25 protein-coding genes, 1 pseudogene and 1 riboswitch are annotated in these 25513 nt (G+C 58.7%); of the genes and pseudogenes, 15 read left to right on the forward strand and 11 right to left on the reverse strand.

The features are described from left to right. Window positions 1-60: 60 nt before the first annotated feature. Window positions 61-441, forward strand: a complete 381-nt coding sequence (locus tag F9C28_RS16990) for a fimbrial protein (protein ID WP_199016483.1) — start codon at window positions 61-63, stop codon at window positions 439-441. Window positions 442-451: 10 nt separating this feature from the next. Further along, window positions 452-973, forward strand: coding sequence for a fimbrial protein (locus F9C28_RS16995; protein ID WP_199016484.1), 522 nt, complete (start codon window positions 452-454; stop codon window positions 971-973). A gap of 122 nt (window positions 974-1095) precedes the next feature. Here F9C28_RS16995 and F9C28_RS17000 read toward each other — a convergent pair whose 3' ends face one another. The 3 genes from F9C28_RS17000 to bioA form a co-directional block, all read right to left on the reverse strand. Next, window positions 1096-2364, reverse strand: coding sequence for a putative acyl-CoA thioester hydrolase (locus F9C28_RS17000; RefSeq protein WP_199016485.1), 1269 nt, complete (start codon window positions 2362-2364; stop codon window positions 1096-1098). A 238-nt stretch (window positions 2365-2602) separates the two neighbouring features. Continuing rightward, entirely contained in the window at window positions 2603-3079 is a 477-nt protein-coding gene (locus tag F9C28_RS17005; protein WP_199016486.1) for a kinase inhibitor, read from the reverse strand. A gap of 80 nt (window positions 3080-3159) precedes the next feature. Continuing rightward, on the reverse strand, window positions 3160-4449 hold the full coding sequence (gene bioA, locus F9C28_RS17010) for an adenosylmethionine--8-amino-7-oxononanoate transaminase (RefSeq protein ID WP_199016487.1): 1290 nt from the start codon (window positions 4447-4449) through the stop codon (window positions 3160-3162). Window positions 4450-4538: 89 nt separating this feature from the next. On the opposite strand from bioA, the gene bioB reads away from it, so the two are divergent. The 4 genes from bioB to bioD are packed head-to-tail and all read left to right on the forward strand — an operon-like array spanning window position 4539 to window position 8145. Next, window positions 4539-5576, forward strand: a complete 1038-nt coding sequence (gene bioB / locus F9C28_RS17015) for a biotin synthase BioB (protein WP_199016488.1) — start codon at window positions 4539-4541, stop codon at window positions 5574-5576. Beyond that, window positions 5576-6733: an 8-amino-7-oxononanoate synthase gene (bioF, locus tag F9C28_RS17020; RefSeq protein ID WP_199016489.1), complete on the forward strand. Its 1158-nt coding sequence runs from the start codon at window positions 5576-5578 to the stop codon at window positions 6731-6733. Before bioB ends, bioF begins: the two co-directional genes overlap by 1 nt. Continuing rightward, window positions 6720-7472, forward strand: coding sequence for a malonyl-ACP O-methyltransferase BioC (gene bioC / locus F9C28_RS17025; RefSeq protein ID WP_199016490.1), 753 nt, complete (start codon window positions 6720-6722; stop codon window positions 7470-7472). Before bioF ends, bioC begins: the two co-directional genes overlap by 14 nt. Beyond that, the gene (bioD, locus tag F9C28_RS17030; protein ID WP_199016491.1) at window positions 7465-8145 is read left to right on the forward strand and encodes a dethiobiotin synthase; all 681 of its coding nucleotides are present in this window, start codon (window positions 7465-7467) and stop codon (window positions 8143-8145) included. The genes bioC and bioD overlap by 8 nt, the downstream gene beginning before the upstream one ends. A 25-nt stretch (window positions 8146-8170) precedes the next feature. Here the strand turns inward: bioD and F9C28_RS17035 are convergent, their stop codons facing one another. After that, entirely contained in the window at window positions 8171-8878 is a 708-nt protein-coding gene (locus tag F9C28_RS17035; RefSeq protein WP_199016492.1) for an ABC transporter ATP-binding protein, read from the reverse strand. A 777-nt stretch (window positions 8879-9655) separates the two neighbouring features. Here F9C28_RS17035 and uvrB point away from each other — a divergent pair. Continuing rightward, complete coding sequence (gene uvrB / locus F9C28_RS17040) at window positions 9656-11668, forward strand: excinuclease ABC subunit UvrB (RefSeq protein WP_199016493.1); 2013 nt, start codon at window positions 9656-9658, stop codon at window positions 11666-11668. A gap of 18 nt (window positions 11669-11686) precedes the next feature. Here the strand turns inward: uvrB and yvcK are convergent, their stop codons facing one another. Further along, window positions 11687-12619 (reverse strand): uridine diphosphate-N-acetylglucosamine-binding protein YvcK, encoded by a 933-nt coding sequence (gene yvcK / locus F9C28_RS17045; RefSeq protein ID WP_199016494.1) that lies wholly within the window; start codon window positions 12617-12619, stop codon window positions 11687-11689. Window positions 12620-12845: 226 nt separating this feature from the next. Continuing rightward, window positions 12846-12982, forward strand: a riboswitch (molybdenum cofactor riboswitch). Here yvcK and moaA point away from each other — a divergent pair. From moaA to moaE, 5 genes are all read left to right on the forward strand, one after another. After that, on the forward strand, window positions 12970-13959 hold the full coding sequence (gene moaA, locus F9C28_RS17050) for a GTP 3',8-cyclase MoaA (protein WP_199016495.1): 990 nt from the start codon (window positions 12970-12972) through the stop codon (window positions 13957-13959). Its footprint overlaps the riboswitch before it by 13 nt. Before the next feature lie 21 nt (window positions 13960-13980). Continuing rightward, window positions 13981-14493, forward strand: coding sequence for a molybdenum cofactor biosynthesis protein B (gene moaB / locus F9C28_RS17055; protein WP_199016496.1), 513 nt, complete (start codon window positions 13981-13983; stop codon window positions 14491-14493). A 2-nt stretch (window positions 14494-14495) separates the two neighbouring features. Then, window positions 14496-14981 carry a cyclic pyranopterin monophosphate synthase MoaC gene (gene moaC / locus F9C28_RS17060; RefSeq protein ID WP_199016497.1) on the forward strand — a complete coding sequence of 162 codons (486 nt, stop codon included), beginning with the start codon at window positions 14496-14498 and terminating at the stop codon, window positions 14979-14981. Then, window positions 14974-15219 (forward strand): molybdopterin synthase sulfur carrier subunit, encoded by a 246-nt coding sequence (moaD, locus tag F9C28_RS17065; RefSeq protein ID WP_199016507.1) that lies wholly within the window; start codon window positions 14974-14976, stop codon window positions 15217-15219. The genes moaC and moaD overlap by 8 nt, the downstream gene beginning before the upstream one ends. A 2-nt stretch (window positions 15220-15221) precedes the next feature. Further along, window positions 15222-15674, forward strand: coding sequence for a molybdopterin synthase catalytic subunit MoaE (gene moaE / locus F9C28_RS17070; RefSeq protein WP_199016498.1), 453 nt, complete (start codon window positions 15222-15224; stop codon window positions 15672-15674). Between the two features lie 3 nt (window positions 15675-15677). Here the strand turns inward: moaE and clsB are convergent, their stop codons facing one another. Continuing rightward, window positions 15678-16925, reverse strand: a complete 1248-nt coding sequence (clsB, locus tag F9C28_RS17075) for a cardiolipin synthase ClsB (protein WP_199016499.1) — start codon at window positions 16923-16925, stop codon at window positions 15678-15680. A 174-nt stretch (window positions 16926-17099) separates the two neighbouring features. On the opposite strand from clsB, the gene F9C28_RS17080 reads away from it, so the two are divergent. Next, on the forward strand, window positions 17100-17516 hold the full coding sequence (locus F9C28_RS17080; protein WP_199016500.1) for a YbhQ family protein: 417 nt from the start codon (window positions 17100-17102) through the stop codon (window positions 17514-17516). Here the strand turns inward: F9C28_RS17080 and F9C28_RS17085 are convergent. The 5 genes from F9C28_RS17085 to cecR are packed head-to-tail and all read right to left on the reverse strand — an operon-like array spanning window position 17478 to window position 23154. Further along, entirely contained in the window at window positions 17478-18584 is a 1107-nt protein-coding gene (locus tag F9C28_RS17085; RefSeq protein WP_199016501.1) for an ABC transporter permease, read from the reverse strand. The genes F9C28_RS17080 and F9C28_RS17085 overlap by 39 nt on opposite strands. 9 nt (window positions 18585-18593) lie before the next feature. Continuing rightward, window positions 18594-19721, reverse strand: a complete 1128-nt coding sequence (locus tag F9C28_RS17090) for an ABC transporter permease (RefSeq protein WP_199016502.1) — start codon at window positions 19719-19721, stop codon at window positions 18594-18596. Continuing rightward, window positions 19718-21457 (reverse strand): ATP-binding cassette domain-containing protein, encoded by a 1740-nt coding sequence (locus F9C28_RS17095; protein WP_199016503.1) that lies wholly within the window; start codon window positions 21455-21457, stop codon window positions 19718-19720. The genes F9C28_RS17090 and F9C28_RS17095 overlap by 4 nt, the downstream gene beginning before the upstream one ends. Then, on the reverse strand, window positions 21450-22475 hold the full coding sequence (gene hlyD / locus F9C28_RS17100; protein ID WP_199016504.1) for a secretion protein HlyD: 1026 nt from the start codon (window positions 22473-22475) through the stop codon (window positions 21450-21452). The genes F9C28_RS17095 and hlyD overlap by 8 nt, the downstream gene beginning before the upstream one ends. Next, window positions 22465-23154 carry a transcriptional regulator CecR gene (gene cecR, locus F9C28_RS17105; RefSeq protein WP_199016505.1) on the reverse strand — a complete coding sequence of 230 codons (690 nt, stop codon included), beginning with the start codon at window positions 23152-23154 and terminating at the stop codon, window positions 22465-22467. Before cecR ends, hlyD begins: the two co-directional genes overlap by 11 nt. A 263-nt stretch (window positions 23155-23417) precedes the next feature. Here cecR and rhlE point away from each other — a divergent pair, with 263 nt between their 5' ends. Together rhlE and F9C28_RS17115 are read left to right on the forward strand one after the other, a co-directional pair. Beyond that, complete coding sequence (rhlE, locus tag F9C28_RS17110; protein WP_199016506.1) at window positions 23418-24797, forward strand: ATP-dependent RNA helicase RhlE; 1380 nt, start codon at window positions 23418-23420, stop codon at window positions 24795-24797. A gap of 141 nt (window positions 24798-24938) precedes the next feature. Beyond that, window positions 24939-25412 (forward strand): annotated as a pseudogene (locus F9C28_RS17115) (DEAD/DEAH box helicase); the annotation flags it as partial. Window positions 25413-25513: the final 101 nt, after the last annotated feature.

Consider the following 25513-nt stretch of genomic DNA (forward strand, 5'->3'; position numbering starts at 1 on the left):
CGATGTGTTTGCGGGAAAAAAATCGGCCCAGATCCGCGAAATTTTAATCAGCGAGTCAGCTTGGGAAGAAATGACCTGCTTATTCGCACCTTCCTTAAAGCCGCTGGTGCGAAGGCTACCGGGATAAATCCGATAGCCCGTAACCTGGGGATTAAGTGCAGCAACATTGATGCTTATGCCAATTTAACCCTGCGTGTCCAGTCCGATAATGTCGCCGGTAATATCATGGTATCCGGGAATAAAGATGTTGGTTTTGTTATTACGGATGGTAATGATCGTCCTCTGACGCCGAACGATTTTTCCAGCGTTCTGCCGTTTAAAATCGACGGTACTTTGGGCGCGAATATCACTATTAAGGTTTATCCGGCGAGCGTTACCGGGGTTAAACCAGCGGAAGGCCCGGTAATGTCCCAGGGGTATCTGCGTATTGACTTTGCCTGAGGAGTCCACCATGAGAAAGTCATGTATCGGTTTAATTATTGCTGCCTGGATAATTGGTCACCAGGCCCAGGCTGAATTAGGCGTTATTAATATTCACATTACTGCCAATCTGGTGGCTAACACCTGCAGTGTCAGTCTGGCCTCCCAGAACCAGACCGTGAATATGGGGGAGTGGGCCGACAAGCAATTTGCCAACAATAAAACGACGCTACCAAAGCCGTTTTGGATAACGTTTGAAAATTGTGATGCCGGGGCGCAGGGGGTCAAAATAGTCTTTAATGGCCGCACGGACCCGGCCGATCCGGCCCTGCTGGCCCTGTCCGGACCTGGTGAGGCGAAAAATGTCGCGCTGGCGATTCTGGATAAAAATAGAATACCGCTGGCACCCGGTAAATCAAGTAGCGTCAATGTATTACGGCCGGTGGCAGAAGGCCAGCCAGTGCAGTTTTATGCGCAGTATGTTGCGACCGGAGCCCCGGTCGTAGCCGGTGAAGCAAATGCAGAAGCGACGTTTACCGTTGAATATCTCTAGCCGCTAAAGGCGGCCCATGGGCTGGGGGGAATGAATGATAAAGCCCGGGGTTATTCCCGGGCTTTATTGTACAACCGGCAAGCTTGCCTGTGTTGCGGCCCGCTCACACCGATAGTGGCAGTTTATTTACTGCCATCACCGTGGTTCTGGTATTCCCACAGCCGGTTGCTTTGCAGATCGTTAAGATCGCGCTGCTCGGCCACATTACCGCTAAAAGGCCGTTTGCTGCCCAGGGCATCACCCCAGGGTTTTTCACGGTTGAAACCGGCGTTGATCACACTATCGCGGATCACCACCTGGCCGTTGGCGGTCTGCCCGGCAACATAGCCGTTTTCACCGGCCCCGAGATCCCAGGCCCGGCCCAGTTGCGCCACGCCGTCACCGCTGGCCACAAAGCGGCTGTTGACCGCCAGGAAACCGTAGTAGATCCCCGGTAAGGTTGCCGGGGCGAACACGTAGCCTTCTTTATTAGTGCGGGTATCGACCAGGCGGAAGTCGGTATTGTCGAACACCGCCGCCCCGCGCCCGGCCACCATATCCACGTCACCTTCAATATAGCTGTTGGTGACCAGGGTGCGCGGCTGGCCGCCGTTACGCATCTTATTCTGGACATCGCTGTTGGTGAACAGCAGGGTGTTCTGGCGGCCAAGAATATTGACATGGTTGAGTTGGGTTTTATCGCCATCGGTACGCAGGGCCACCGCCGGATGATCGCCTTCACCGCTGGCATCCCCGTGGGTGTTGGCGATGGTCAGGTTCTGCATTTGCAGCCCGCTGTTTTGTGACCACACCACGGCAGAACACATCACGCCGATGCTCGCTGTCTGCTGGCGCTGGCAGCTGTCAAACATATACCAGGCCGGTTTGCCGGGCATATATTTGCCTGACGGGTTCACCGTGTGGCGCCAGGTGTTGGGATCTTGCCCGGCATCCAGCGCACTGGTGATTTTCACCTCTTCCGGGCTATTACCCAGACCATACAGCGTCACACTGTTGGAAGTGGCCGGAATGTACAGGGTGCCCTCGTAGGTGCCCGGCATAATGGCGATGTACTGGCGGCTGGCGGCATGTTTCTGGATGGCGGCATCCACCGCGGCCTGAAGGGTGGTGTGGGTCACACCGGCAACACCCGCCGGGCCGACCACAAAGTCCGGATGCTGGGGCAGCGTAATGGTGGCCGGGGTCCAGGGGGCTTTTTGCGGATCCAGCGCGCTAAAATAACGTTGCTGGGTGTAGTTTTGCGCTTCCTCCGGGGACAGCACCGGACGGCTGGCGGTGCCGGGGGCTTGCTGGGTGGACGGCTGCAATTCCGGCGGTGTTGAGCTACAGGCGGCCAGGGTGCTCCCAAGTGCCAGCGCCAGCGCGAGACGAGAAACTGAAAATCTGTTCAAGGGATGCTCCTTGCTGATTGAAAAATAAGGCTTTCCTCAGGTAACGGCGCCAGCAAATGATCGGTTATCTGGCCGGTAGCCATCCCGTGCCGCGGGTGTGGCCCACCTCAGGAGCCTGCCTTTTTATACCAGGTTGCGCCAAACGGGAAGACATAATTAAAAAAAGTTATTAATTCAGTGAGGTAACTACTTTTTGGCAATAACGCCACCGGGGAACCGGTGGCGCAGCAGGGCAGGGTTAGCTGAACAGCGCGGTCAGCGAGGCGCTGCCGAGGCTATGGAAATGGACGTTAAATCCCACCATGGCGCCGCTGGCGCCTTCATCGACCTCAATAGCGTCAATATCCAGCGCATGCACGGTGAAAATATAGCGGTGGCGTTCACCTTTGGGGGGCGCCGCGCCGCCGTAACCGGCTTTACCAAAGTCGGTGCGGGTCTGGATTGCTGGCTGCGGTACCTGGGCGAGGCCAGAACCGGCCCCCTGGGGCAGCTCACGGCAGTCCGCCGGCAGGTTGGCGACTATCCAGTGCCACCAGCCGGAGCCGGTGGGGGCATCGGGATCGTAACAGGTAACGACAAAGCTTTTGGTCAGGGGGGGAACCTCCTCCCAGGCCAGATGGGGGGAGATATTACTCCCGGTGTAGCCCATCCCGTTGAACACATGACGCTGGGGGAGGATGTCGCCATCGCGGATGTCGTGGCTGAACAGCTTCATGGTATCTCCTTGTGGTTGATATTGTATCGCTCACAGTTGTACCAGAAGTCACCGCCCCCTGTCAGCGGGTGAGGGGGGATTCAGTCCAGGAAAAGTGCCGGGTTCTGCACGGCTTCTGCCACGGCGGTAGTCAGCCGTGACAGCGCTTGCGGGCTGATAATATAAGGCGGCATCACATAAATCAGTTTCCCGAATGGGCGGATCCAGAGCCCACGGTCAACGAAAAAGCGCTGTAAGGCGGCCATATCCACCCGGCGGTGGGTTTCGACCACCCCGATAGCCCCCAATACCCGCACATCGGCCACGGTCTCGGCGGCCTGTAACGGCCCCAGCTCCGCGCGCAGCTGGGTGTCGATACGCGCCACCTGGTGCTGCCAGTGGCCTTGCGCAAGGATATCGAGGCTGGCACAGGCGGCGGCGCAGGCCAGCGGGTTACCCATAAATGTCGGCCCGTGCATAAAGCAGCCGGCGTCGCCATCGCTGATGGTCTCTGCCACATGGCGGGTGGTCAGCGCGGCGGAGAGGGTCATGGTACCGCCGGTCAGGGCCTTACCCAGGCACAAGATATCCGGCACGATCCCGGCGTGCTCGCAGGCAAACAACTTGCCGGTGCGGCCAAAGCCGGTGGCAATCTCGTCGGCAATCAGCAGGATCCCTTCGCTATCACACATTTTACGGATGCGCCGCAGCCACTCCGGGTGGTAGATCCGCATGCCGCCGGCCCCCTGGACAATTGGCTCAAGGATAACCGCCGCAATCTCCTGACGGTGGGCGGCCAGTAACCGGGCAAAAGGCACAATATCCTGCTCATCCCAGTCAGCGTCAAACCGGCAGCCGGGGGCGGGGGCAAACAGATTTTCGGCCAGATAACCTTTCCACAGGCTGTGCATGGAATTATCGGGATCGCACACCGACATCGCCCCGAAGGTGTCTCCGTGGTAGCCGTTACGCAGGGTCAGGAAGGTCTGGCGCTTCTCCCCCCGGGCATGCCAGTACTGGAGGGCCATTTTCATCGCCACTTCCACCGCCACGGAGCCGCTGTCCGCCAGGAATACGCACTCCAGTTGCGCCGGGGTCATGGCCACCAGCCGCTGGCACAAATCCACCGCCGGCTGGTGGGTTATCCCGCCAAACATCACGTGGGAGACCCTATCAATCTGCTGCTTCATGGCGGCGTTGATTTGTGGATGGTTGTAGCCGTGAATCGCTGCCCACCAGGAAGACATGCCGTCGATCAGCGTTTCGCCGCTGTCGAGTGTCAGGGTATAGCCGCTGGCAGAGGCGACCGGATATACCGGCAGTGGCTGGGTCATGGAAGTGTAGGGATGCCAGATATGCCGGGCATCAAAAGCGAGGTCCTGTGGCGTCATGAGGTGACTTGTAAACCTAATTAAAAAGATTTAGTTTACAAGTATAACGTCAAACCATTAACGATAACACCCTTTTTGGGAGAGGCAATATGGCTCACCATACTCGCTGGACAATGTCACAGGTTACTGCGCTTTTTGAAAAACCGTTTCTCGATTTGCTGTTTGAGGCCCAGACCGTGCATCGCCAGCATTTTGATCCCCGCCAGGTGCAGGTCAGCACCCTGTTGTCGATCAAAACCGGGGCCTGCCCGGAAGATTGTAAATACTGCCCCCAGAGCTCACGCTATAAAACCGGGCTGGAAACTGAACGGCTGATGGAAGTCGAGCAAGTGCTTGATTCCGCCCGTAAAGCGAAGCAGGCCGGTTCCACCCGTTTCTGTATGGGGGCCGCCTGGAAAAACCCCCACGAGCGCGATATGCCCTACCTCGAGCAGATGGTACAGGGGGTGAAAGCCATGGGGATGGAAGCCTGTATGACCCTCGGGACCCTGTCGGACACCCAGGCCCAGCGCCTGGCTTCTGCCGGTCTGGATTATTACAACCATAACCTCGATACCTCGCCGGAGTTTTACGGCAATATCATCACCACCCGCAGCTACCAGGAGCGGCTGGACACCCTGGATAAAGTCCGGGATGCCGGGATAAAAGTGTGCTCCGGGGGGATTGTTGGCCTCGGCGAGAGCGTGACCGATCGCGCCGGTCTGCTGCTGCAACTGGCGAACCTGCCAGTACCGCCGGAAAGCGTGCCGATCAATATGCTGGTCAAGGTGAAAGGGACGCCGCTGGCAGATAACGACGATGTCGATCCGTTTGATTTTATTCGCACTATCGCCATTGCCCGCATCATGATGCCCACCTCCCACGTGCGGCTATCCGCCGGGCGGGAACAGATGAGCGAGCAGACCCAGGCCATGTGCTTTATGGCCGGGGCGAACTCTATTTTCTACGGCTGCAAACTGCTGACAACCCCGAACCCCAATGAAGACAAAGACCTGATCCTGTTCCGCAAACTGGGGATTAACCCGCAACAAACCACCACTGAGCACGGTGATAACGAACAGCAACAGCAACTGGCCAGCCAGCTACTGAACGCCGATACCGAACTCTATTACAACGCGGCCGTGTGATGAACTGGCAACAACGTATTGATAGGGCGCTGGAGGCGCGCCGGGCAGCCCAGGCGCTGCGCGGCCGTACGGCGCTACAGCCCCTCCCCGGAGGGCGCATTGGTTACCAGGGGAAAATCTGGCTGAACGCGGCCAGCAATGACTACCTCGGCCTGAGCCACCATCCGGCGGTTATTCGCGCCTGGCAACAGGGGGCCTGTGAGTACGGGGTGGGCAGTGCGGGCTCTGGCCACGTCACCGGCTACAGCCCGGCCCACCAGGGGCTGGAAGCGGCGCTGGCCGAATGGCTGGGCTATCCCCGGGCGCTGCTGTTTATCTCTGGCTTTGGGGCTAACCAGGCGGTGATTGGCGCGCTGATGGCCAAAGAGGACCGTATCCTGGCGGATCGTTTATCCCACGCCTCGTTACTGGAGGCCGCCTCCCTGAGCCCGGCGACCCTGCGGCGTTTTGCCCATAACGACAGCGGCGCGCTGGGCGCACTCCTGGCGAAGCCGCTCAGTGGCCAGCAACTGGTGGTCACCGAAGGGGTATTCAGTATGGACGGTGATAGCGCCCCGCTGGCGGATATCGCCCGGGAGAGCCAGCGCGGTGATGCGCTGCTGATGGTGGATGACGCCCACGGCATCGGTGCCACCGGAGCCCAGGGGCGGGGGAGCTGCCAGTTGGCCGGGGTGCGTCCTGACCTGCAGGTGGTGACCTTTGGCAAAGCCTTTGGGGTGAGCGGCGCGGCGGTATTGTGCAGTGAAAGTATGGCGGATTATTTGCTGCAGTTTGCCCGCCACCTGATTTACAGCACCGCCATGCCACCGGCCCAGGCGATGGCCCTTGGGGCGGCGCTCCAGGTGATCCGCAGTGACGAAGGGGCGGCCCTGCGGGGCCGTCTTGAGGGGCATATTCGCACCTTCCGTGAGCAGGTTGCCGGGTTACCGCTCACTCTGGGCAGCAGCGCCACCGCCATCCAGCCGCTGATTATTGGTGATAACCAGCAGGCGCTGGCCCTGTCGCAGCGCCTGCGTGAACAGGGACTGTGGGTGACTGCCATCCGCCCGCCCACCGTGCCGGTGGGGACGGCCAGGCTGCGGATAACACTCACCGCGGCCCATAGCGATGACGATATTACCACCCTGGTTGCGGGGTTAGCCCATGCCTGTCAATAAAACCGCCATCGCGGCGGCGTTTGGCCGCGCCGCGGGCCATTATGATCAGTTCGCAGCGTTACAGCGCCGCAGTGGTGAACAGCTGCTGGCGCTACTGGGGGATGTCCAGCCCGGCACCGTGCTGGATGCCGGTTGCGGCACTGGCTGGTTTAGCCGGGTGTGGCGCCAGCGCCATGCCCGGGTTGTGGCGCTGGACCTCTCTACAGAGATGCTGAGCGCCGCCAGTCGCCAGCAGGCCGCCGATCATTATTTACACGGCGATATCGAGCAATTGCCCCTCGGGGATCAGCAGGTTGATCTGGTCTGGAGCAATCTGGCCGTTCAGTGGTGTAGCGCGCTGTCCCGCGCCATCGCTGAGCTGTGCCGGGTGACGCGCCCCGGGGGGCAGGTGGCGTTTACCACGCTGCTGGACGGCGCCTTGCCGGAGCTGCATCAGGCCTGGCAACAGGTGGATGCCCACCGCCACGGTAACCGGTTTTTATCCCGGGAGCAGGTGATTGCCGCCTGCGGCGGGCGCCCGCTGCAATGGCACGAAGAGGTTATCACCCTGCGGTTCCCCGATGTGATGTCCGCCATGCGCTCCCTGAAAGGGATTGGCGCCACCCATCTGCATGAGGGGCGGCCAGCCACCACCCTGACCCGGGGCCAGCTTAATGCCCTGGCGTTGGCCTGGCCGCGCCAGGGCGGGGAATATTTACTGAGTTATCATCTTTTTTATGGAGTTATTCGCTGTGAGTAAACGTTGGTTTGTTACCGGGACTGATACCGAAGTAGGTAAAACCGTTGCCAGTTGTGCGCTGCTGCGGGCTGCGGGCCAGGCGGGATTTCGCACCGCGGGTTATAAGCCGGTGGCGTCGGGCAGTGAATTGACCGCTGACGGGCTGCGCAATAGCGACGCCCTTGCCTTGCAGCAGGCCAGCAACCTGACGCTGAGCTATGAGCAGGTGAACCCTTATACCTTTGGTGAGCCCACCTCTCCCCATATCATCAGCCAGGCGGAGGGGCGGCCTATCGATTTGTGCCGTTTATCCGCCGGGCTACATCAGCTGGAGTCGGTGGCAGACTGGGTGCAGGTGGAGGGGGCCGGGGGCTGGTTTACGCCGCTGTCCGGAACGGTATTTTTTTCTGACTGGGTGGTGGCGGAGCAGTTGCCGGTTATTGTGGTGGTCGGGGTTAAGCTGGGCTGTATTAACCATGCGCTGCTGACGGTGCAGGCCGTCCGCCAGGCCGGGTTAACGGTGGCGGGCTGGATTGCCAATGATGTGGTGCTCCCCGGGGCCCGCCATCAGGCGTATATGGCATCACTGCGCACCATGATAGATGCCCCGCTGCTGGGCGAGATCCCGTGGATGGGGGAAGGGGCAGAATACCGGGATACCGGGCGCTTCCTTAATCTGGCCGCGCTGGGGTGAGCCTGGCCCGGGATACCGGGCCGGTTTATGGCACCATCCAGTCGCCGATGGCGCTATCCAGCAGGCAAATATCCCCGTCAGCGACATTGCGCCCCCGGTGCAGCAGAATAAACCGGTCTGCGGCGCGGCGAATAAACGCCAGATGCTGTTCTGCCATCAGAATGGTTATCCCCAGCTCGCGGGTTAACCGGCGCAGCAGGGTAGCCATCTCCCCCAGCCGCTGTGGGGGATTGTGCCGCAGGGGTTCATCCAGAACCAGTAACCTGGGCTGGGCCATCAGCGCCCGGGCCAGGGTCAGTTGCTGTAAGTGCTCTGTGGTTAACTCGGCGGCCCGCACATGGCGCAGGGCGTACAGGGCCGGGAACAGATCGTAGATATGATGCGGCACGTTCCCGGGGGGCGGATTGCCCGCCAGCATGGCAATCTGTAAGTTCTCTTCCACGCTGAGCGGGGTGAATATCCGGTCCTCCCGGGGCAGGTGGCCAATGCCCATCTGGTGGTGATGGCGGGCAGACAGCGGCAGGATATTTTGCAGGCCCCCCTGGGGCGGCCGCCAGAGCATACTGCCGCTGTGTACCGGAAGATGGCCGGTGATACAGTTCATCAGGGTGCTCTTGCCCATGCCCGGCGCGCCAATCACGCAGGCACACTCGCCGGCGACCAGCTCAAGATGCAGATCCCACAGAACATGCTTTTCCCCATAAAACTGGTTTACCGCGTGCAAACTTAACATCGGGACGCTCCTGTAAACGATGGTGTGCTGGCCAGAACATTCCCATGACCGCTATTGCCGCAGCGGGTTGGCTTACGGATACCGGCTGAGCCGTAATGCGGTCGTTCACCCAATAAAGCAAAAAGCTTGCCATACTGAATAACGCGTTAGTTAACAGTGATAAACGTTGTCCGACCAGTTAGCGGCGCGACGTTATCAGGCCGCCCATGCACCTGGTTAGTGCTAATTGCTGCTGGCTGGTGGTGCAGCGATGGCCGGCGACGGGCAGGGTGGCGCTGCGGAAAAAAAATGAAAAATTTTTTTCTGGGGCCGGATTTTATCATTTTGTGGCACCCGGGCAGCGGCGTGGAGCACGGGCCGGAAGCAGTTATCCACTATTCCTGTGGATAACCTTGTGCATTAGAGTTAGAAAAGATGCGGTAAGCGAGAAAATACGCGGCTTGCGCCCGAAGTGGCGTGAAAGAGAGCTTAATTGTAATTAATAGATAAAACAGTTAGTTAAATAAAATCAAGCGCCGTCATAAATCTGCCATTTCCAGGACGAAAACTTTCTTTACTGTGCTTGACAATTGTTAAAAAACGCCATCCTTCTGGGGATAACCTTTTGTGGCGTTTCGCGCAGCAAAAAATGTCGCAACGGGGTTCACCGGCGGCGGTCCCCGGGGACTTTTTATAATATTACTGGCTTTTTATCCAGTATTTTTTACTGGTAAAATTAGCCGGTGCGGGTAAAATTAGCCACCGGCCCGCCGTTTTTTGTCATCAGGTATCTGCGCCATGAGCAAACTTTTCAAATTACACTCTCCCTTTAAGCCCTCCGGGGATCAGCCCGAGGCTATCCGCCGCCTGAAAGAGGGGCTGGAGGATGGGCTTGCCCATCAGACCCTGCTGGGGGTGACCGGTTCCGGGAAAACCTTTACCGTGGCGAATGTGATTGCTGATTTGCAGCGCCCCACCATGGTGCTGGCCCCGAACAAGACCCTGGCGGCACAGTTATACGGGGAGATGAAAGAATTTTTCCCGGAAAACGCCGTGGAGTATTTCGTCTCCTACTACGACTACTACCAGCCGGAAGCCTATGTGCCTAGCTCTGATACTTTTATTGAAAAGGACGCCTCGGTAAACGAGCATATTGAGCAGATGCGGCTCTCTGCCACTAAAGCACTGCTTGAACGGCGGGATGTGGTGGTGGTGGCGTCAGTGTCGGCTATCTATGGTCTGGGCGATCCGGATCTCTACCTGAAAATGATGCTCCACCTGACTAGCGGCATGATTATTGATCAGCGTGCCATCCTGCACCGGCTGGCGGAGCTGCAATACGCCCGCAATGATCAGGCCTTCCAGCGCGGGACCTTCCGGGTGCGCGGTGAGGTGATTGATATCTTCCCGGCAGAGTCCGACGATATCGCCCTGCGGGTGGAATTGTTTGATGAAGAAGTCGAGCGGCTGTCGCTGTTTGACCCGCTGACCGGGCAGGTGGTCTCCGTGGTGCCGCGTTACACCATCTACCCTAAAACCCACTACGTGACCCCCCGGGAACGGATCCTCCAGGCCATGGAAGAGATCAAAGTCGAACTGGCGGACCGCCGTAAGGTCTTGCTGGCGGAAAATAAACTGCTGGAAGAGCAGCGCCTCAGCCAGCGCACCCAGTTTGATCTTGAGATGATGAACGAGCTGGGGTATTGCTCGGGGATCGAAAACTATTCCCGCTATTTGTCTGGCCGCGGCCCCGGCGAGCCGCCGCCCACGCTGTTTGACTATTTGCCCCCGGACGGGCTGTTAGTTATCGACGAGTCCCATGTGACGGTGCCCCAGATTGGCGGCATGTACCGCGGTGACCGGGCCCGTAAAGAGACCCTGGTGGAGTATGGCTTTCGCCTGCCGTCGGCGCTGGACAACCGCCCGCTGAAATTTGAAGAGTTCGAAGGGCTAGCGCCGCAAACGATTTATGTCTCCGCCACCCCGGGCAATTATGAGCTGGAAAAATCCGGCGGCGAGATTATCGACCAGGTGGTACGCCCTACCGGATTGCTGGACCCGGTAATCGAGGTGCGGCCGGTGGCGACCCAGGTGGATGATCTGCTGTCTGAAATTCGCCTGCGCTCCGTGAAGAATGAACGTGTACTGGTGACCACGCTGACCAAACGGATGGCCGAGGATTTGACCGAGTACCTGGAGGAGCACGGGGAGCGGGTGCGTTACCTGCACTCTGATATCGACACCGTGGAACGGATGGAGATTATTCGTGATTTGCGCCTCGGGGAGTTCGACGTGCTGGTGGGGATCAACTTACTGCGTGAAGGGCTGGATATGCCGGAGGTTTCGCTGGTGGCCATTCTTGATGCAGACAAAGAAGGGTTCCTGCGTTCGGAACGCTCGCTTATCCAGACCATTGGCCGGGCGGCGCGTAATATCAACGGCAAGGCCATCCTCTACGGGGACCGAATTACCCCGTCCATGGGCAAGGCAATAGGGGAGACGGAACGCCGCCGTGAACGCCAGCAGCGCTATAACGAGGAGCACGGTATTGTCCCCCAGGGGCTGAAAAAACGGGTGGTGGATATTCTCGCCATGGGGGAAGGGCTGGCGAAGACCAAAACCAAGCGCGGCAAAGGCAAAGCCGAGGCCAGCGGGGCCGATCGCGCGCTCTCTCCCAAAGCGTTGCAGCAGCGGATTACCGCCCTGGAAGCGCAGATGTTCGAACATGCCAAAAACCTGGAGTTCGAAGAGGCGGCGCAGTTACGCGACGAGCTGCACGCCCTGCGCGAGCTGTTTATCGCCACCTCCTGAGCCGCTTAGCGCCCCGGGTTACGCCGGGGTCTTCAGGTAACGGTTGTCCAGCGCCAGCAGGGTATGCTCGAGGGCATCATGCAGTAAATGCCGGTCATGGCGGTAGGGAATATCACTGGCCGACAGCGGCTCACGCACTATCAAGCGCTCCCCGATATGGCCTGCCGTAATATCGGGGCCAATCACTGCGGCATCTATCCATGTCCGCCCCACGTACTGGCTCATGATGGCCAGTTTATCTTCCAGCGCGAGGCTCGCCGCCGCCGGGCTCAGCTCGCGCCCCAGGTTGCCCACGTAAACCATCGGGGCTGTGCTGCGCCGCAGCGCCTGCGCCAGCTCGTTCACCAGCAGAATAGGCATCAGGCTGGTATAAAAGCTCCCCGGGCCGATAATCACCAGTTCAGCCCGATCAATGGCCTGGATAGCCTCCAGGGTGGCGCTGACCGGCAGAGAAAGTTGCAGGCTTTGGGGGACGGCGGTAAGCCGGTCGACATTCAGTTCGCCATGCACTTCATGACCTTCCTGATCGATAGCCACCAGATCCACCGGCTGCTCTGACATCGGGATCAACATCGCGTCCACTTTTAACAAGCTGCGAATTAAATTAATCGCTTCCAGAGGCCGCACGCTGAGGTTATCCAGCGCCTTTAACATCAGATTTCCGAGGTTATGCCCGGAAAGTTCGCCATTACCGGTAAAACGGTACTCAAACATGGTTGATGCGATGCTGGGTTCGGTAATCAGCTGGTTAAGACAGTTGCGGGTATCCCCCCAGGCAATACCGCCTTCTGAGCGGCGGATCCGCCCGGTGGAACCGCCGTTGTCGGTGGTGGTGACAATGCCGGTTAACCGCGGCCCGAGAAAAGAGAGCGCCGACATCACCCGGCCAAGGCCGTGCCCGCCGCCCAGCGCGACAACCTGATTAAGATCAGACAGGGTACGGTTGCCCATACAGCTTCCTTAGTGATTTTCCTGCTCATACGGTAGCGTAAAAGCGGCTAAAAGACGATGTCAGGGCCGCAGAGTATGATGCATATCAATGCGAAAGGTGCAATTTCGCCTATCCTGTAGCGAAAATGCATAATTTGCACGTTATATACAGGTTTATATAGCGAAGGCTGTTGATGGCAGATTTATCCGTAACGCGCTACCATTCGCAGTAACCAGTTTCTGCTGTGGCGGAAACATACACTCAAGCCCCTGTACCTACGTCGTCAGATAGGGTCCCCGGGCCGCGATGCTTGTCCATCGCCAGGGTGCAGAAAGAAATGCCTGCATCTCCCGTATTTGGAAAGGTGTTTATGGTCTCCCAACTTACTGATGCTTTTGCGCGCAAGTTTTATTATTTGCGCCTGTCAATTACCGATGTGTGCAACTTCCGCTGCACGTACTGCCTGCCGGATGGCTATAAACCCGGGGCGGTCACCAACAACGGTTTCCTCACTATTGACGAGATTCGCCGGGTCACCCGGGCGTTTGCCGCGCTGGGTACTGAGAAGGTCCGCCTCACCGGCGGGGAGCCTTCTCTGCGCCGGGACTTTACCGATATCATCGCCGCGGTGCGTGAAAATCCGGCTATTCACCAGTTAGCGGTGACCACCAATGGTTACCGTTTGGCCCGGGATGCCAAACAGTGGCGCGATGCCGGGCTCACGGCGCTCAATGTCAGTGTTGATAGCCTGGATGCCCGTCAGTTTCACGCCATTACCGGCCAGGATAAATTCAACCAGGTAATGGCCGGGATCGATGCCGCCTTCGACGCCGGCTTTAGCCGGGTTAAAGTCAATACCGTGCTGATGCGCGATGTGAACCATTATCAGCTGGATACCTTCCTCGACTGGATCAAAACCCGCCCCATTCAGTTACGTTTTATTGAACTGATGGAGACCGGCGACGGCGGCGAACTGTTCCGCAAACACCATATTTCTGGTACCACCATTCGCGAGCTGCTGCTGGCCCGTGGCTGGATCCATCAGTTGCGCGAACGCAGCGATGGCCCGGCGCAAGTTTTTTGTCATCCGGACTACGTGGGGCAAATCGGGCTGATCATGCCCTATGAGAAAGATTTCTGTACCACCTGTAATCGTCTGCGGGTCTCTTCGGTGGGGAAACTGCACCTTTGCCTGTTTGGTGAAAATGGCGTGCCGCTGCGGGACCTGCTCAGTGAGGATGGACAACAGGATGCGTTACAGGCGCGAATCGCGCAGGCGCTGGCCACGAAAAAGCAGGCCCATTTCCTCCACCAGGGGGATACCGGGCTGACGCAAAACTTGTCGTTTATCGGCGGCTAAGCCAGGAACAGGAGCAGCAACATGAGTAAGGCAAGCGATAGTTTTATCCCCGCGCGGATCGCGGTACTCACCGTATCCAGCCGCCGCAGTGCAGCAGAAGACACCTCCGGCCATTACCTGCGCGATGCCGCGCTGGAGGCGGGCCATCAGGTGGTGGAGAACGCCATTGTCCCGGAAAACCGGTATGCCATCCGCGCCCGGGTGTCTGCCTGGATTGCACAGGATGATGTGCAGGTAGTGGTGATTAACGGCGGTACCGGGTTGAGCGCCGGGGATCAGACCCCGGAGGCGTTACAGCCGCTGTTTGATCGTGAAATCGCCGGGTTTGGTGAAGTGTTCCGCATGCTCTCTTTTGAAGAGATAGGCACCGCGACCTTGCAGTCACGGGCCATTGCCGGCGTGGCAAATGACACCCTTATCTTCGCCATGCCGGGCTCGGGCAATGCCTGCCGCACCGCCTGGGAACAGATAATCGCCCCGCAGCTGGACGCCCGTACGCGTCCGTGCAACTTCCATCCTCACCTGAAGAAATAATTATGTCGCAACTGACCCACATTAACGCCGATGGCGAGGCCCATATGGTTGATGTTTCCGGGAAAAGCGAAACCGTTCGCGAAGCCCGGGCGGAGGCCTTTGTTACCATGGACGCCCGCACGCTGGCGATGATTATCGACGGCAGCCACCATAAGGGTGATGTATTTGCCACCGCCCGCATTGCCGGTATCCAGGCCGCAAAACGCACTTGGGAGCTGATCCCGCTGTGCCATCCGCTGCTGCTTAGTAACGTGGAGGTGCAACTGGCCGCGGAGCCGGAACACAATCGGGTGCGCATTGTGTCCCGCTGCCGCCTGACGGGGAAAACCGGTGTCGAGATGGAAGCGTTGACTGCCGCCTCGGTGGCGGCGCTGACCATCTATGATATGTGCAAAGCGGTGCAGAAAGACATGGTGATTGGCCCGGTACGCCTGCTGGCGAAAAGCGGCGGCAAATCCGGGGATTTCAGGGTGGCTGATGATGATTAAAGTGCTCTTTTTCGCCCAGGTCCGCGAGCTGGTGGGCTGCGATAGCCTGGATGTTGACACGCCGTTTGCCACGGTAGAGGCGCTGCGCCAGCATTTAGCCGCCCGCAGCGATCGCTGGGCGCTGGCGCTGGAGTCCGGCAAGTTGCTGTGCGCGGTAAACCAGACGCTGGTTACCGCCGACCATTCCCTCCAGGCGGGGGACGAAGTGGCCTTTTTCCCGCCGGTTACCGGAGGCTGAACATGAACAATACCCGAATCCGCGTCGGCCATGCGCCGTTTTCTGTGGGTGATGAATACCAGTGGCTGGCCCAGTGTGACGACGACGGCGCGGTGGTGACCTTTACCGGTAAAGTCCGTAACCACAATCTGGGGGATAGCGTTAGCGCCCTGACCCTTGAACATTACCCCGGGATGACCGAGAAAGCACTGGCGGAGATTGTCGCCAGCGCCCGGGAACGCTGGCCGCTGCAGCGGATCTCGCTTATCCACCGTATTGGTGAGCTATGGCCCGGTGAGGAGATTGTCTTTGTTGGTGTGACCGGCGCCCACCGCAGCAGCGCCTTTGAGGCGGCGGAATATATCATGGACTACCTGAAAACCCGCGCCCCGTTCTGGAAGCGTGAGAAAACCGCCGACGGGGATCGCTGGGTGGATGCCCGGGATAGCGACCAGCAGGCGGCGGCCCGCTGGTAGCCACTAGCCCCGGGGGGCGGTATTTGGCCCGCCGGTGGTCACTTCGTCGGCTTCCGGGTGGGCCGGTTTGACCAGATCCTGATGGCTAATATGGGCGGGCAGCCAGCCCACCATCGCCGGGAAGTGCCGCAAAAAGTGGAAGGCAATAATACTGCGCCCGAGGTTCCACCAGTTACGCGCCGGAAGGTGGGCGGCATCGACCCGCTGTGAGTCCTCACGGATCAGGGTGCGCAGCGCCTGCTTCAGGGTGTGATTAAACCGCTGATCCCAGATAATCACATTGGCCTCCAGGTTGAGCGACAGGCTGAGCGGGTCCAGATTGCTGGAGCCCACCGTGGCCCAGTTATCGTCCATCACAGCCACTTTGCCGTGCAGCGGCCGACGGCCGTATTCATAGATCTCCACCCCGCTACTGACCAGATAGTGATACAGCAACCGCGCCCCGGTTTTTACCAGCGGAATATCCGGGTGCCCCTGTAACACCAGTTGAACTTTTACCCCGCGCCGGGCCGCTTTGCGGATGGCGTGCAGCAGGCGGTAACCGGGGAAAAAGTACGCATTGGCGATGATAACCTCATGCCTGGCCTTCGCCAGCATCTTAATGTAATGGCGTTCAATGGTGGTGCGGTGGTAGGCATTATCCCGCCAGACAAACAGCACCTGCGCCATGGTATCCAGCGAGGCCGGGGTCGGCCGGGAACGCCGGAAACCCGGTTTCCAGCGGTGAAAAAGGGTCGGGTTGCCCGGCAGCCAGGAGAGGGCAAAGCGGCGGATGTCGTCCACCACCGGGCCGCGAATTTCCACGGTATAGTCCTGTTTGGCCTCCTGACCGAAACTGAGCAGATGGTCCGCCGAGTAGTTAATCCCGCCCACATAGGCGGTTTTTTCATCGATAACCACAATTTTACGGTGCAGGCGGCGGAACAGGTTAGTGCGCAGCCCGCCAAAGCGACGGGGGGCCGGATCGTAATAACGCAATATCACCCCCGCGTCGGTGAGCCGGCGAATAAAATCATCGCTCAGGGCGGCGCTGCCGTAGCCATCAATCAATAATTCGACCTGCACCCCACGGCCAGCCGCGTCACACAGGGCGGCGTGCAGCGCCCAGCCGACGTTATCTTCGTACCAGATAAAGGTTTCCAGCAGGATGCTGTGGGCTGCCCGGGCAATGGCGTCAAACAGCACCGGGTAGTATTCATCGCCATTGGTAAGCAATGTTAACTGGTTATCGGGATGCCAGGCTGGCTTCATGGTGACCTCTTGCTAAACGGCCCGGGAAAGATAAATGTTAATGTTGTGTTCTGCCCGCCGGTGATGCTGTTCCAGCGGGGAAAATGTAGCGCGCATCACAAAAACAACCCGATTGTGGAATCAATCGGCCGGGGATATGGTCTGATATAGCATTTCACGGGCCGGAGAAACAAGATGAGATGGCAACAGTATGTGCGGGTGGTAACCGGAATGAGCTGTTGGCAGATCCTGTTGCATCTGGTGGTGATTGCGCTGCTGGTGGCGGGCTGGATGCACGGTGCGCTGGTCCGGGTCGGCCTGGTACTGTGTGTCTGCTATGCAGTAACCCTGGTGGCGATGCTCACCCTGCAACGCCACCCGGTAGGGCGGCGTCGCGAGCTGGGGGACGCCCTGGAAGAGCTGACCACTACCTGGTATTTCGGTGCGGCGATGATAGCCCTGTGGTTAATCTCCCGGGTAGTACATAACCCCTTTTTACTGGGATTATGCGGACTGGGGCTGCTGGCGGGCCCGGCGCTGCTGTCGCTGCTGACCCGGGAAAACCGCCGTCGATCAGGCAATCTTGCGTCTAAACATGGCGTACGCCGCTGAGCCGGTACTGACGGCTATCACCATCAGCGGCCACAAGCTCTGCCAGACAATCCCGATGCTGGCATCTTTCAGGTAAATCTGTTTGGTGATATCGGTAAAATGACGGATGGGATTGACCCAGGTTAACTGTTGTAGCCAGACCGGCATATTCTCTACCGGTGAGACATACCCGGAGAGCAAAATCGCCGGCATCGTAAAGACAAATACCCCGATAAACGCCTGCTGTTGGGTGGCACACATGGCCGAAATCAGCAGGCCGAACCCTACCAGTGATAACCCGTAAATAACCATCGCAAAATAAAACAGCAGCAGTGAACCGGCAAACGGGATTTGGTAGGCCCAGATCCCGACCCCCAGCACAATCGACGCCTGGAAGGTGGCGACAATCAGCGCCGGTACCGCCTTACCGACAAATATCTGCCAGGTGGCGAGGGGGGAGACCAGTAACTGATCCAGGGTGCCTTGTTCACGCTCCCGGGCGACGGACAGCGAGGTCACGATCAGCACGCCGATGGTGGTTATCATGGCGATCAGCGAGGGCACCACAAACCATTTGTATTCCAGATTAGGGTTGTACCAGTTGCGGATCACCAGTTCGCTGTTATTGGGCTTCGGCTTGCCCACCAGCAACTCCTGCTGATAATCCTCAATAATTTGCTGCAAATAATTGGCGGCAATCTGGGCGCTGTTTGGGTTGCGCCCATCAAGAATTATCTGCACTTTGGCACTTTTAAACCGGGCGATATTGCGTGAGAAGTCCGCCGGGAAGCGGATCAGCAGCAGCGCTTTTTGCTGATCGAGGGTCGGCTGGATCTGCTGGGGGTTTTGCAACAGCAGCACATGGGAGAACGCTTTGGCTTTGGCAAAGCGCTGGGTCAGTTCCACGGCGTGCTTGCCGTTATCTTCGTTATACACCGCAATGGTGGCGTTGGTCACTTCGAGGGTGGCGGCAAAAGGAAAGAGCAGCACCTGGATAAGCACCGGTAAAATCAGGATTGCCCGGGTTTGCGGCTCGCGCAGCAGGGACTGCAACTCTTTGCGGATCAGGGTCCATAAACGGTGGTACATAGCAGGTCCTTAGTCCAGCCGACGTTTGGTTTTCAGGGCAGTCAGGCCAATAAACATAATGGCGGAGGCAATCAGGAACAGCACATTCACCGCCAGCACCGGGGCAATGTTCCCCGCCAGAAACAGACTTTGCAGGGTACTGACAAAGTAACGGGCCGGAATGATATAGGTCACCATACGGATAACGGCGGGCATACTGTCAATCTGGAAAATAAAGCCGGACAACATAATGGACGGTAAAAACGCCGCGTTCAGCGCCACCTGGGCGGCATTAAACTGGTTGCGGGTCACCGTGGAAATTAACAGCCCCATGCCGAGGGTGCTCAGCAGGAACAGGCTGCTGATGAAGAACAGCAGCAACAGCGATCCGCGGTAGGGGACATCGAGAATAAACACCGCCACCAGCATACAGATAAGCATCGCCAGCATACCCAACACATAGTAGGGGATAAGCTTACACAGCAGCAGCTCCGTGCGGGTCACCTCGGTGGAGAGCAGCGCTTCCATGGTGCCGCGCTCCCACTCCCTGGCCACCACCAGCGAGGTCAGTATCGCGCCGACCACCGTCATAATAATGGTTATTGCCCCGGGGATAATAAAGTGGCGGCTAATGGCGGCGGCGTTAAACCAGTAGCGCAATTGCGGCTCAATCAGCGGTTCAAATTGCTGGCCGTTATCGTCGGCGCGCTGTTGCTGCCAGACTTGCCAGATCCCCTGGGCATAGCCCTGGACAAAGTTGGCGGTGTTGGGTTCACTGCCGTCGGTAATTACCTGTACCGGGGCGGTGTTATCGCTGCGCGCCATCCGGCTGTCAAAATCCACCGGCAGCACGATGATGCCGCGGATCTTCCCGGCCTGCATCAACTGGATCAACTGCTCACGGTTATCGCTGATGGTGGGTTCAATAAACGGTGAGGCGCTTACCGCATGGGTGAAATCGAGGGCATCTTCGCTGCGCTGCTCAAGCAATACCCCGACATGCAGGCGGCTGGAGTCGAGGTTTATCCCGTAGCCGAAGATAAACAGCAGCAGCAGCGGGATCAGCACTGCAATCAGCCAACTGCTCGGGTCGCGGATGATTTGCCGGGTCTCTTTGACACACAGGGCGCGCAGGCGCCGCCAGGAAAATAACCTCATGCGCTATGCTCCTCATCCCAGGCATTGATCAGGCCGATAAACGCCTGCTCCATGGTGGGGTCCGGGGTGGTGTCGGTTGCCACCTTCTGTTTGAGATCGTCCGGGGTGCCGCTGTCAATCAGCTTGCCGTGGTAGACCAGACCAATACGATCGCAATATTCGGCTTCATCCATAAAGTGGGTGGTGACCATCACAGTGACGCCTTTTTCCACCATGCTGTTGATGTGCAGCCAGAACTCACGGCGGGTGAGGGGGTCCACCCCGGAGGTGGGTTCATCAAGAAACAATATATCCGGCTCATGCATCAGGGCGCAGGCCAGGGCGAGGCGCTGTTTAAACCCCAGGGGCAGCGCATCGGTGGCCTGATTGAGGATCGGCTGGAGGTTAAATGCCTCACTCATGCGGGTGATTTTCTCCGCCTGCTGGCGGCCCCGCAGGCCGTAGACACCGGAGAAAAACGCCAGATTCTGGGCCACCGTCAGGTTGCCATACAGGGAAAATTTCTGGGCCATATACCCCAGCCGCTGGCGGGCTTTACCGGAGCCGGCTTTCAAGTCCATCCCCAGCACCAGCGCCTGACCTGAGGTGGGCACCAGCAGGCCGCACATCATCTTAAAGGTGGTGGATTTACCGGCCCCGTTCGGGCCGAGCAGGCCAAAAATCTCCCCGCGCTTCACGGCAAAGTTCACGTGGTCGGTGGCGGTGAAGTCGGCAAATTTTTTGGTCAGTTCCCGGGCTTCAATAATGGTTTCTGTCGGATTTTTTTCAATGGTGTGCAGCACATCGCCAATCGGGGATTCGTTACTGTTCGCGCCCCCCAACAGATCAATAAAGGCATCCTCAAAGCGCGGTTGGGTGGTTTCCATCCGTTCGGTGGGCAGTTGCAGCGCCGTTGCCAGGGCCGGGCCATCCACCCCTTTACGGGAGATAATCCGCACCGAGCGGCCCTGGATCATTCCGTCACTGATCTGCGGCAGCTTCAGGGCGCGCTGGAGTAACTGGCGGTTGTTTTCGCTGGGGCTGTTCATCAGCCAGGTGCGGCCCGCCATCTGGCGGGTGAGGGCGGTAGGCTCGCCGTTATACAGCAGCTCGCCTTCGTTCATTAGCAACACATCCCGGCACTGTTCTGCTTCGTCGAGGTAGGAGGTACTCCACAGGATCAGCATCCCGTCTTTTGCCAGCTCATGTACCATCTGCCACAGTTCACGGCGGGAGATAGGGTCCACCCCTACGCCGGGCTCATCCAGCAACAGGACATTGGGCTCACCGACCAGGGTACAGGCGAGGCCGAGTTTTTGCTTCATCCCGCCGGACAGCTTCCCGGCGAGGCGATCGGTGAACGGGCCCAGTGCCGTGAACGCCAGCAGCCGCTCAAAGGTGGCTTTACGGGTGGCGCCAGTTACGCTGCGCAGATCCGCATACAGGTTAAGATTCTCCTGTACGGTTAAATCTTCATACAGCCCGAATTTCTGCGGCATATAGCCCAGAGCGCCGTGGAGCACGCTGTCGTCTTTGATAGGATCCAGCCCCATCACTTGTGCACTGCCGCTGGTGGGCTTAAGCAGCCCCGCCAGCATCCGCATCAGGGTGGTTTTCCCGGCGCCGTCCGGGCCCACCAGCCCGGTTACGTACCCCGGGTGGATAACCACATCCAGGCTGGCCACCGCCGGTTTGTCCATCCCCGGGAAGGTTTTAACCAGGTGCTGCAGCCGGATGCTGTTGTCGGGGTTATCCATGGTGCTGCTCACCGGCCTGCGGGGCCGTGGTCTGTGGCTGCGCAGCAAAATCAATGGTGACCGGCATCCCCTGGCGCAGGGTGTCGTCCGGGTCGGTAACCACAATGCGTAAACGGTAGACTAAATCGGTACGCAGATCGGTGGTTTCTACGGTTTTCGGGGTAAATTCCGCCGTGGGGGAGACGAAGCCGATTTTGCCGTGGTAAGGCTTGTCCGGGCGGCCGTCAATATAGACCAGTACCTCCCGGCCCGGCTGGGCCTGATTCAGGTTAATTTCATCCACGTAAGCGCGCACCCATACCGGGCGGGTCAGGGAGAGGGTCAGCACGGTATTGCCCGCACTGAGCATGGTGCCGGGCTCCACGGCACGGGTCAGCAAGGTACCGTCAGACGGGGCGATCAGCGTGGTATCCGCCAGGTCCAGCGTGGCCTGGGACAGCTGGGCTTCAGCCTGCAATAAGCTGGCTTTGGCCTGGGCAATTTCCTGAGGGCGATTACCGGTGTGATACTGGCTGAGTTTATCCTGGGCGGCTTTCAGGTTCGCTTTGGCCTGGTCGCGGCCGGAACGGGCATTATCCAGGTCATTGGCTGAGATGGTGCGGCTGGCCCACAGCCCTTGCTGGCGCTGGTAGAAGCTGTCGGCATATTGCCAGGCCGCCTGGGCCTGACGCATGGCGGCCTGGGCCTGGGCGATTTCTTCATCACGGTAACCGGCGGTCATCAGGTCATATTTGGCCTGGGCGGCGGCAACGTTAGCCTCGGCCTGGTGCAGGGCATTCTGGTAAGGGGCGCTATCGAGCTTGCCGATAGTCTCACCGCGTTTAAGGGTGTCCCCTTCATCTACCGCCAGGCTGGCTAAGCGCCCCCCCACCCGGAAGCTGATATCCACGGTGCGGATATCCACGTTGCCGTACAGGCGGAAGGTTTTATCCTGATGGAGGTAATACCAGATCCCGCCGCCGGCCAGCAGCAGGATGACGATGATCACCAGGGCGGTGAGGGAGTTTTTATTCTTCATGGCTTACGGTTCCTTGTGGCATGGTCAGCCCCTGCAAGATGAAATCAAAATGTTGATTAACCACCTGACAAATCAGTTGGGTTTTCTGGTCGTCAAACGTGCTCCAGCCGGTGCGCAGCAGCACCGTTTCCCGCAATAAACGGAAGGTGAGAATTTCCCCGACCATGGCCTGGGCGTGGATAATGGTTTCGATATCGTCCGCCTGACGCCCGGTGTAAACCGCCAGCATGGCGGTAAAAGTTACGTGGAGCGGCTCAATGACCTGGTCATGGATCAGATGGTATGCCCGGGAGGGTGACAGCTGCTCCCGGGAGATATAGCGGCTGATGTTCATGGTGTCGTCGGCAGTCAGCAGATGTATCAGGCGCTCTGCTGCCTGGCGGAGCAGCTCGCGAATGGCCAGACGATCCGGGGGCTGTGCCGCCACCAGCGCCCGGGCCTGCTGAAGATAATCATCAAGATTGTGGTGGATAAAATCGGCAATCCACTGGGCGCAGGCGAGGTATAAATCGTCTTTTGAACCAAAATAGTAGCTGATGGCGGCGATATTTTGCCCTGCGCCAGCGGCAATATCCCGGGTAGTCGCGTGCAGGCCATATTCACCAAACTGGCTGAGTGCTGAGCGGATCAACTGGCTGCGGGCGTGTTCTCCACAGGTGGTAACGGGGGAGGTATTCATCGGCAAAATTGCAAAGTATAAAGTTAGTCAATCGATTGATTAACTAAATGTAGGCTTTTGCCTTCGGTTTGTCCAGCCAGGCCGGGTTAAGTGATTAAAATGTGACAAGCTACGCAAAATTAACCGGAGAACGGGAAACAGTGTTACACTACCCGGCTACACGGCACCGTGGTTTGTGCCCCCTTAAGGCCGAAGTTCTGGCCAACGACATCCCCCCGGAAACTACATTGCCAGCAGGCAATCGGGGCGGGTCTGGAGCAGTTATGTCTTTTGAATCCCTCGGGTTAAATCCGGATATTTTACGCGCAGTGGCAGATGCTGGTTATGATGAGCCGACCCCCGTGCAGCGTCAGGCTATCCCAGTGGTACTGGCTGGCCGCGATCTGATGGCCAGTGCGCAAACCGGTACCGGGAAAACCGCAGGATTTACCCTGCCGTTATTAGAACGCTTAATTACCGATCAGCCTCATGTAAAAGGGCGTCGCCCGGTACGTGCGCTGATCCTCACCCCAACCCGTGAGCTGGCGGCTCAGGTGGGGGAAAATGTTCGTCAGTACAGTACCTATCTGAATATCCGCTCGCTGGTGGTGTTTGGCGGGGTGAGTATTAACCCGCAGATGATGAAACTGCGCAGTGGGGTGGATGTGTTGATCGCCACGCCGGGGCGCTTGCTGGACCTGGAACACCAGAATGCGGTGAGCCTCGACAGCGTGGAAATCCTGGTACTGGACGAAGCCGACCGCATGCTGGATATGGGCTTTATTCACGATATCCGCCGGGTGCTGGCGAAATTGCCGGCCCGCCGCCAGAACCTGCTGTTCTCTGCCACGTTCTCTGATGAGATCAAATCCCTCGCCAGTAAGCTGCTGCATAACCCGGCGGAAGTCGAAGTGGCGCGCCGTAATACCGCCTCTGAACAGGTGACTCAGCATGTTCATATGGTCGACAAAAAGCGTAAACGCGAGCTGCTGTCTTACCTGATTGGCCGCGACAACTGGGAGCAGGTGCTGGTATTTACCCGAACCAAACACGGGGCTAACCATCTGGCGGATCAGCTGAAAAAAGACGGCATCACCGCTGCGGCAATCCACGGTAATAAGAGCCAGGGGGCCCGTACCCGCGCACTGGCTGACTTTAAATCCGGCGCCATTCGGGTACTGGTTGCGACCGATATCGCCGCCCGCGGACTGGATATCGAAGAGCTGCCCTGGGTGGTTAACTATGAGCTGCCGAACGTGCCGGAAGACTATGTGCACCGTATTGGCCGTACCGGCCGCGCGGCCGCAACCGGTGAGGCACTCTCCCTGGTCTGTGTCGATGAGCACAAGCTGCTGCGCGACATTGAACGCCTGCTGAAACGCGACATTCCGCGCATGGCTATTCCGGGCTATGAGCCGGACCCGAGCATCAAAGCAGAGCCGATTCAAAACGGTCGCCAGAGCCAGGGCCGCGGCCAGGGGCGTGGCCAGGGCAATGGCCGTGGGGGCCAGCCTCGTACCGGGCAGGGCGATCGCCGTCAGGGCAGCGCACCGCGCGGTGATAGCGCCCGCGGTGAAGGTTCCCGTCACGGCGGTAATGGCGGCGGTAACGCCGGCAAACCTCAGCAGCGCCGCCGGGCGCCGCGTAAGCCGTCTGACGCATAATCCCGACCCCTATCGCGCAAAGGCCAGAGATTCTGGCCTTTTTCTTTTGCGCGGCGCAACGCATCGTCAGGTAAAAAAGTACGCGGCGGCAGTAAAAAGTGGCAATATAGTGGTTGTTTATACAGTATCAATGGTTATCGCATGACACTCTCCCCGGCGTTAAAAGCGCAAATCGGCGCCTGGTATAAGGCGTTACAACAACAGATTCCGGACTTTATCCCCCGGGCACCCCAGCGCCAGATGATTGCTGAGGTGGCAAAAACCCTGGCCGGAGAAGAGGGCCGCCATCTGGCGATTGAGGCGCCTACCGGTGTCGGGAAGACCCTCTCATACCTGATCCCGGGGATTGCGCTGGCCCGGGAAGAGCAAAAAACCCTGGTGGTCAGCACCGCGAATGTGGCGCTCCAGGATCAGATCTTCAGCAAAGATCTGCCGCTACTGCGCAAGATTATTCCTGAGCTGAAATTTACCGCAGCGTTTGGCCGCGGGCGCTATGTGTGCCCGCGCAACCTGTCGATGCTGGCGTCCAGCGATGCCAGCCAACAGGGGGATCTGCTGGCGTTTTTGAATGATGAGATGGCCCCGGCCAGCCAGGCGGAGCAGGCCTTGTGTGCCGGGCGGCTTTGTTGAATAAATCAGATTTCGGGTAAGTCTCCCCCGTAGCGGGTTGTGTTTTCAGGCAATACGCACACTTTCAGGCATACCTGCTTTCGTCA

It is taken from the genome of Shimwellia pseudoproteus (assembly GCF_016415625.1).
GTDB lineage: Bacteria > Pseudomonadota > Gammaproteobacteria > Enterobacterales > Enterobacteriaceae > Shimwellia > Shimwellia pseudoproteus.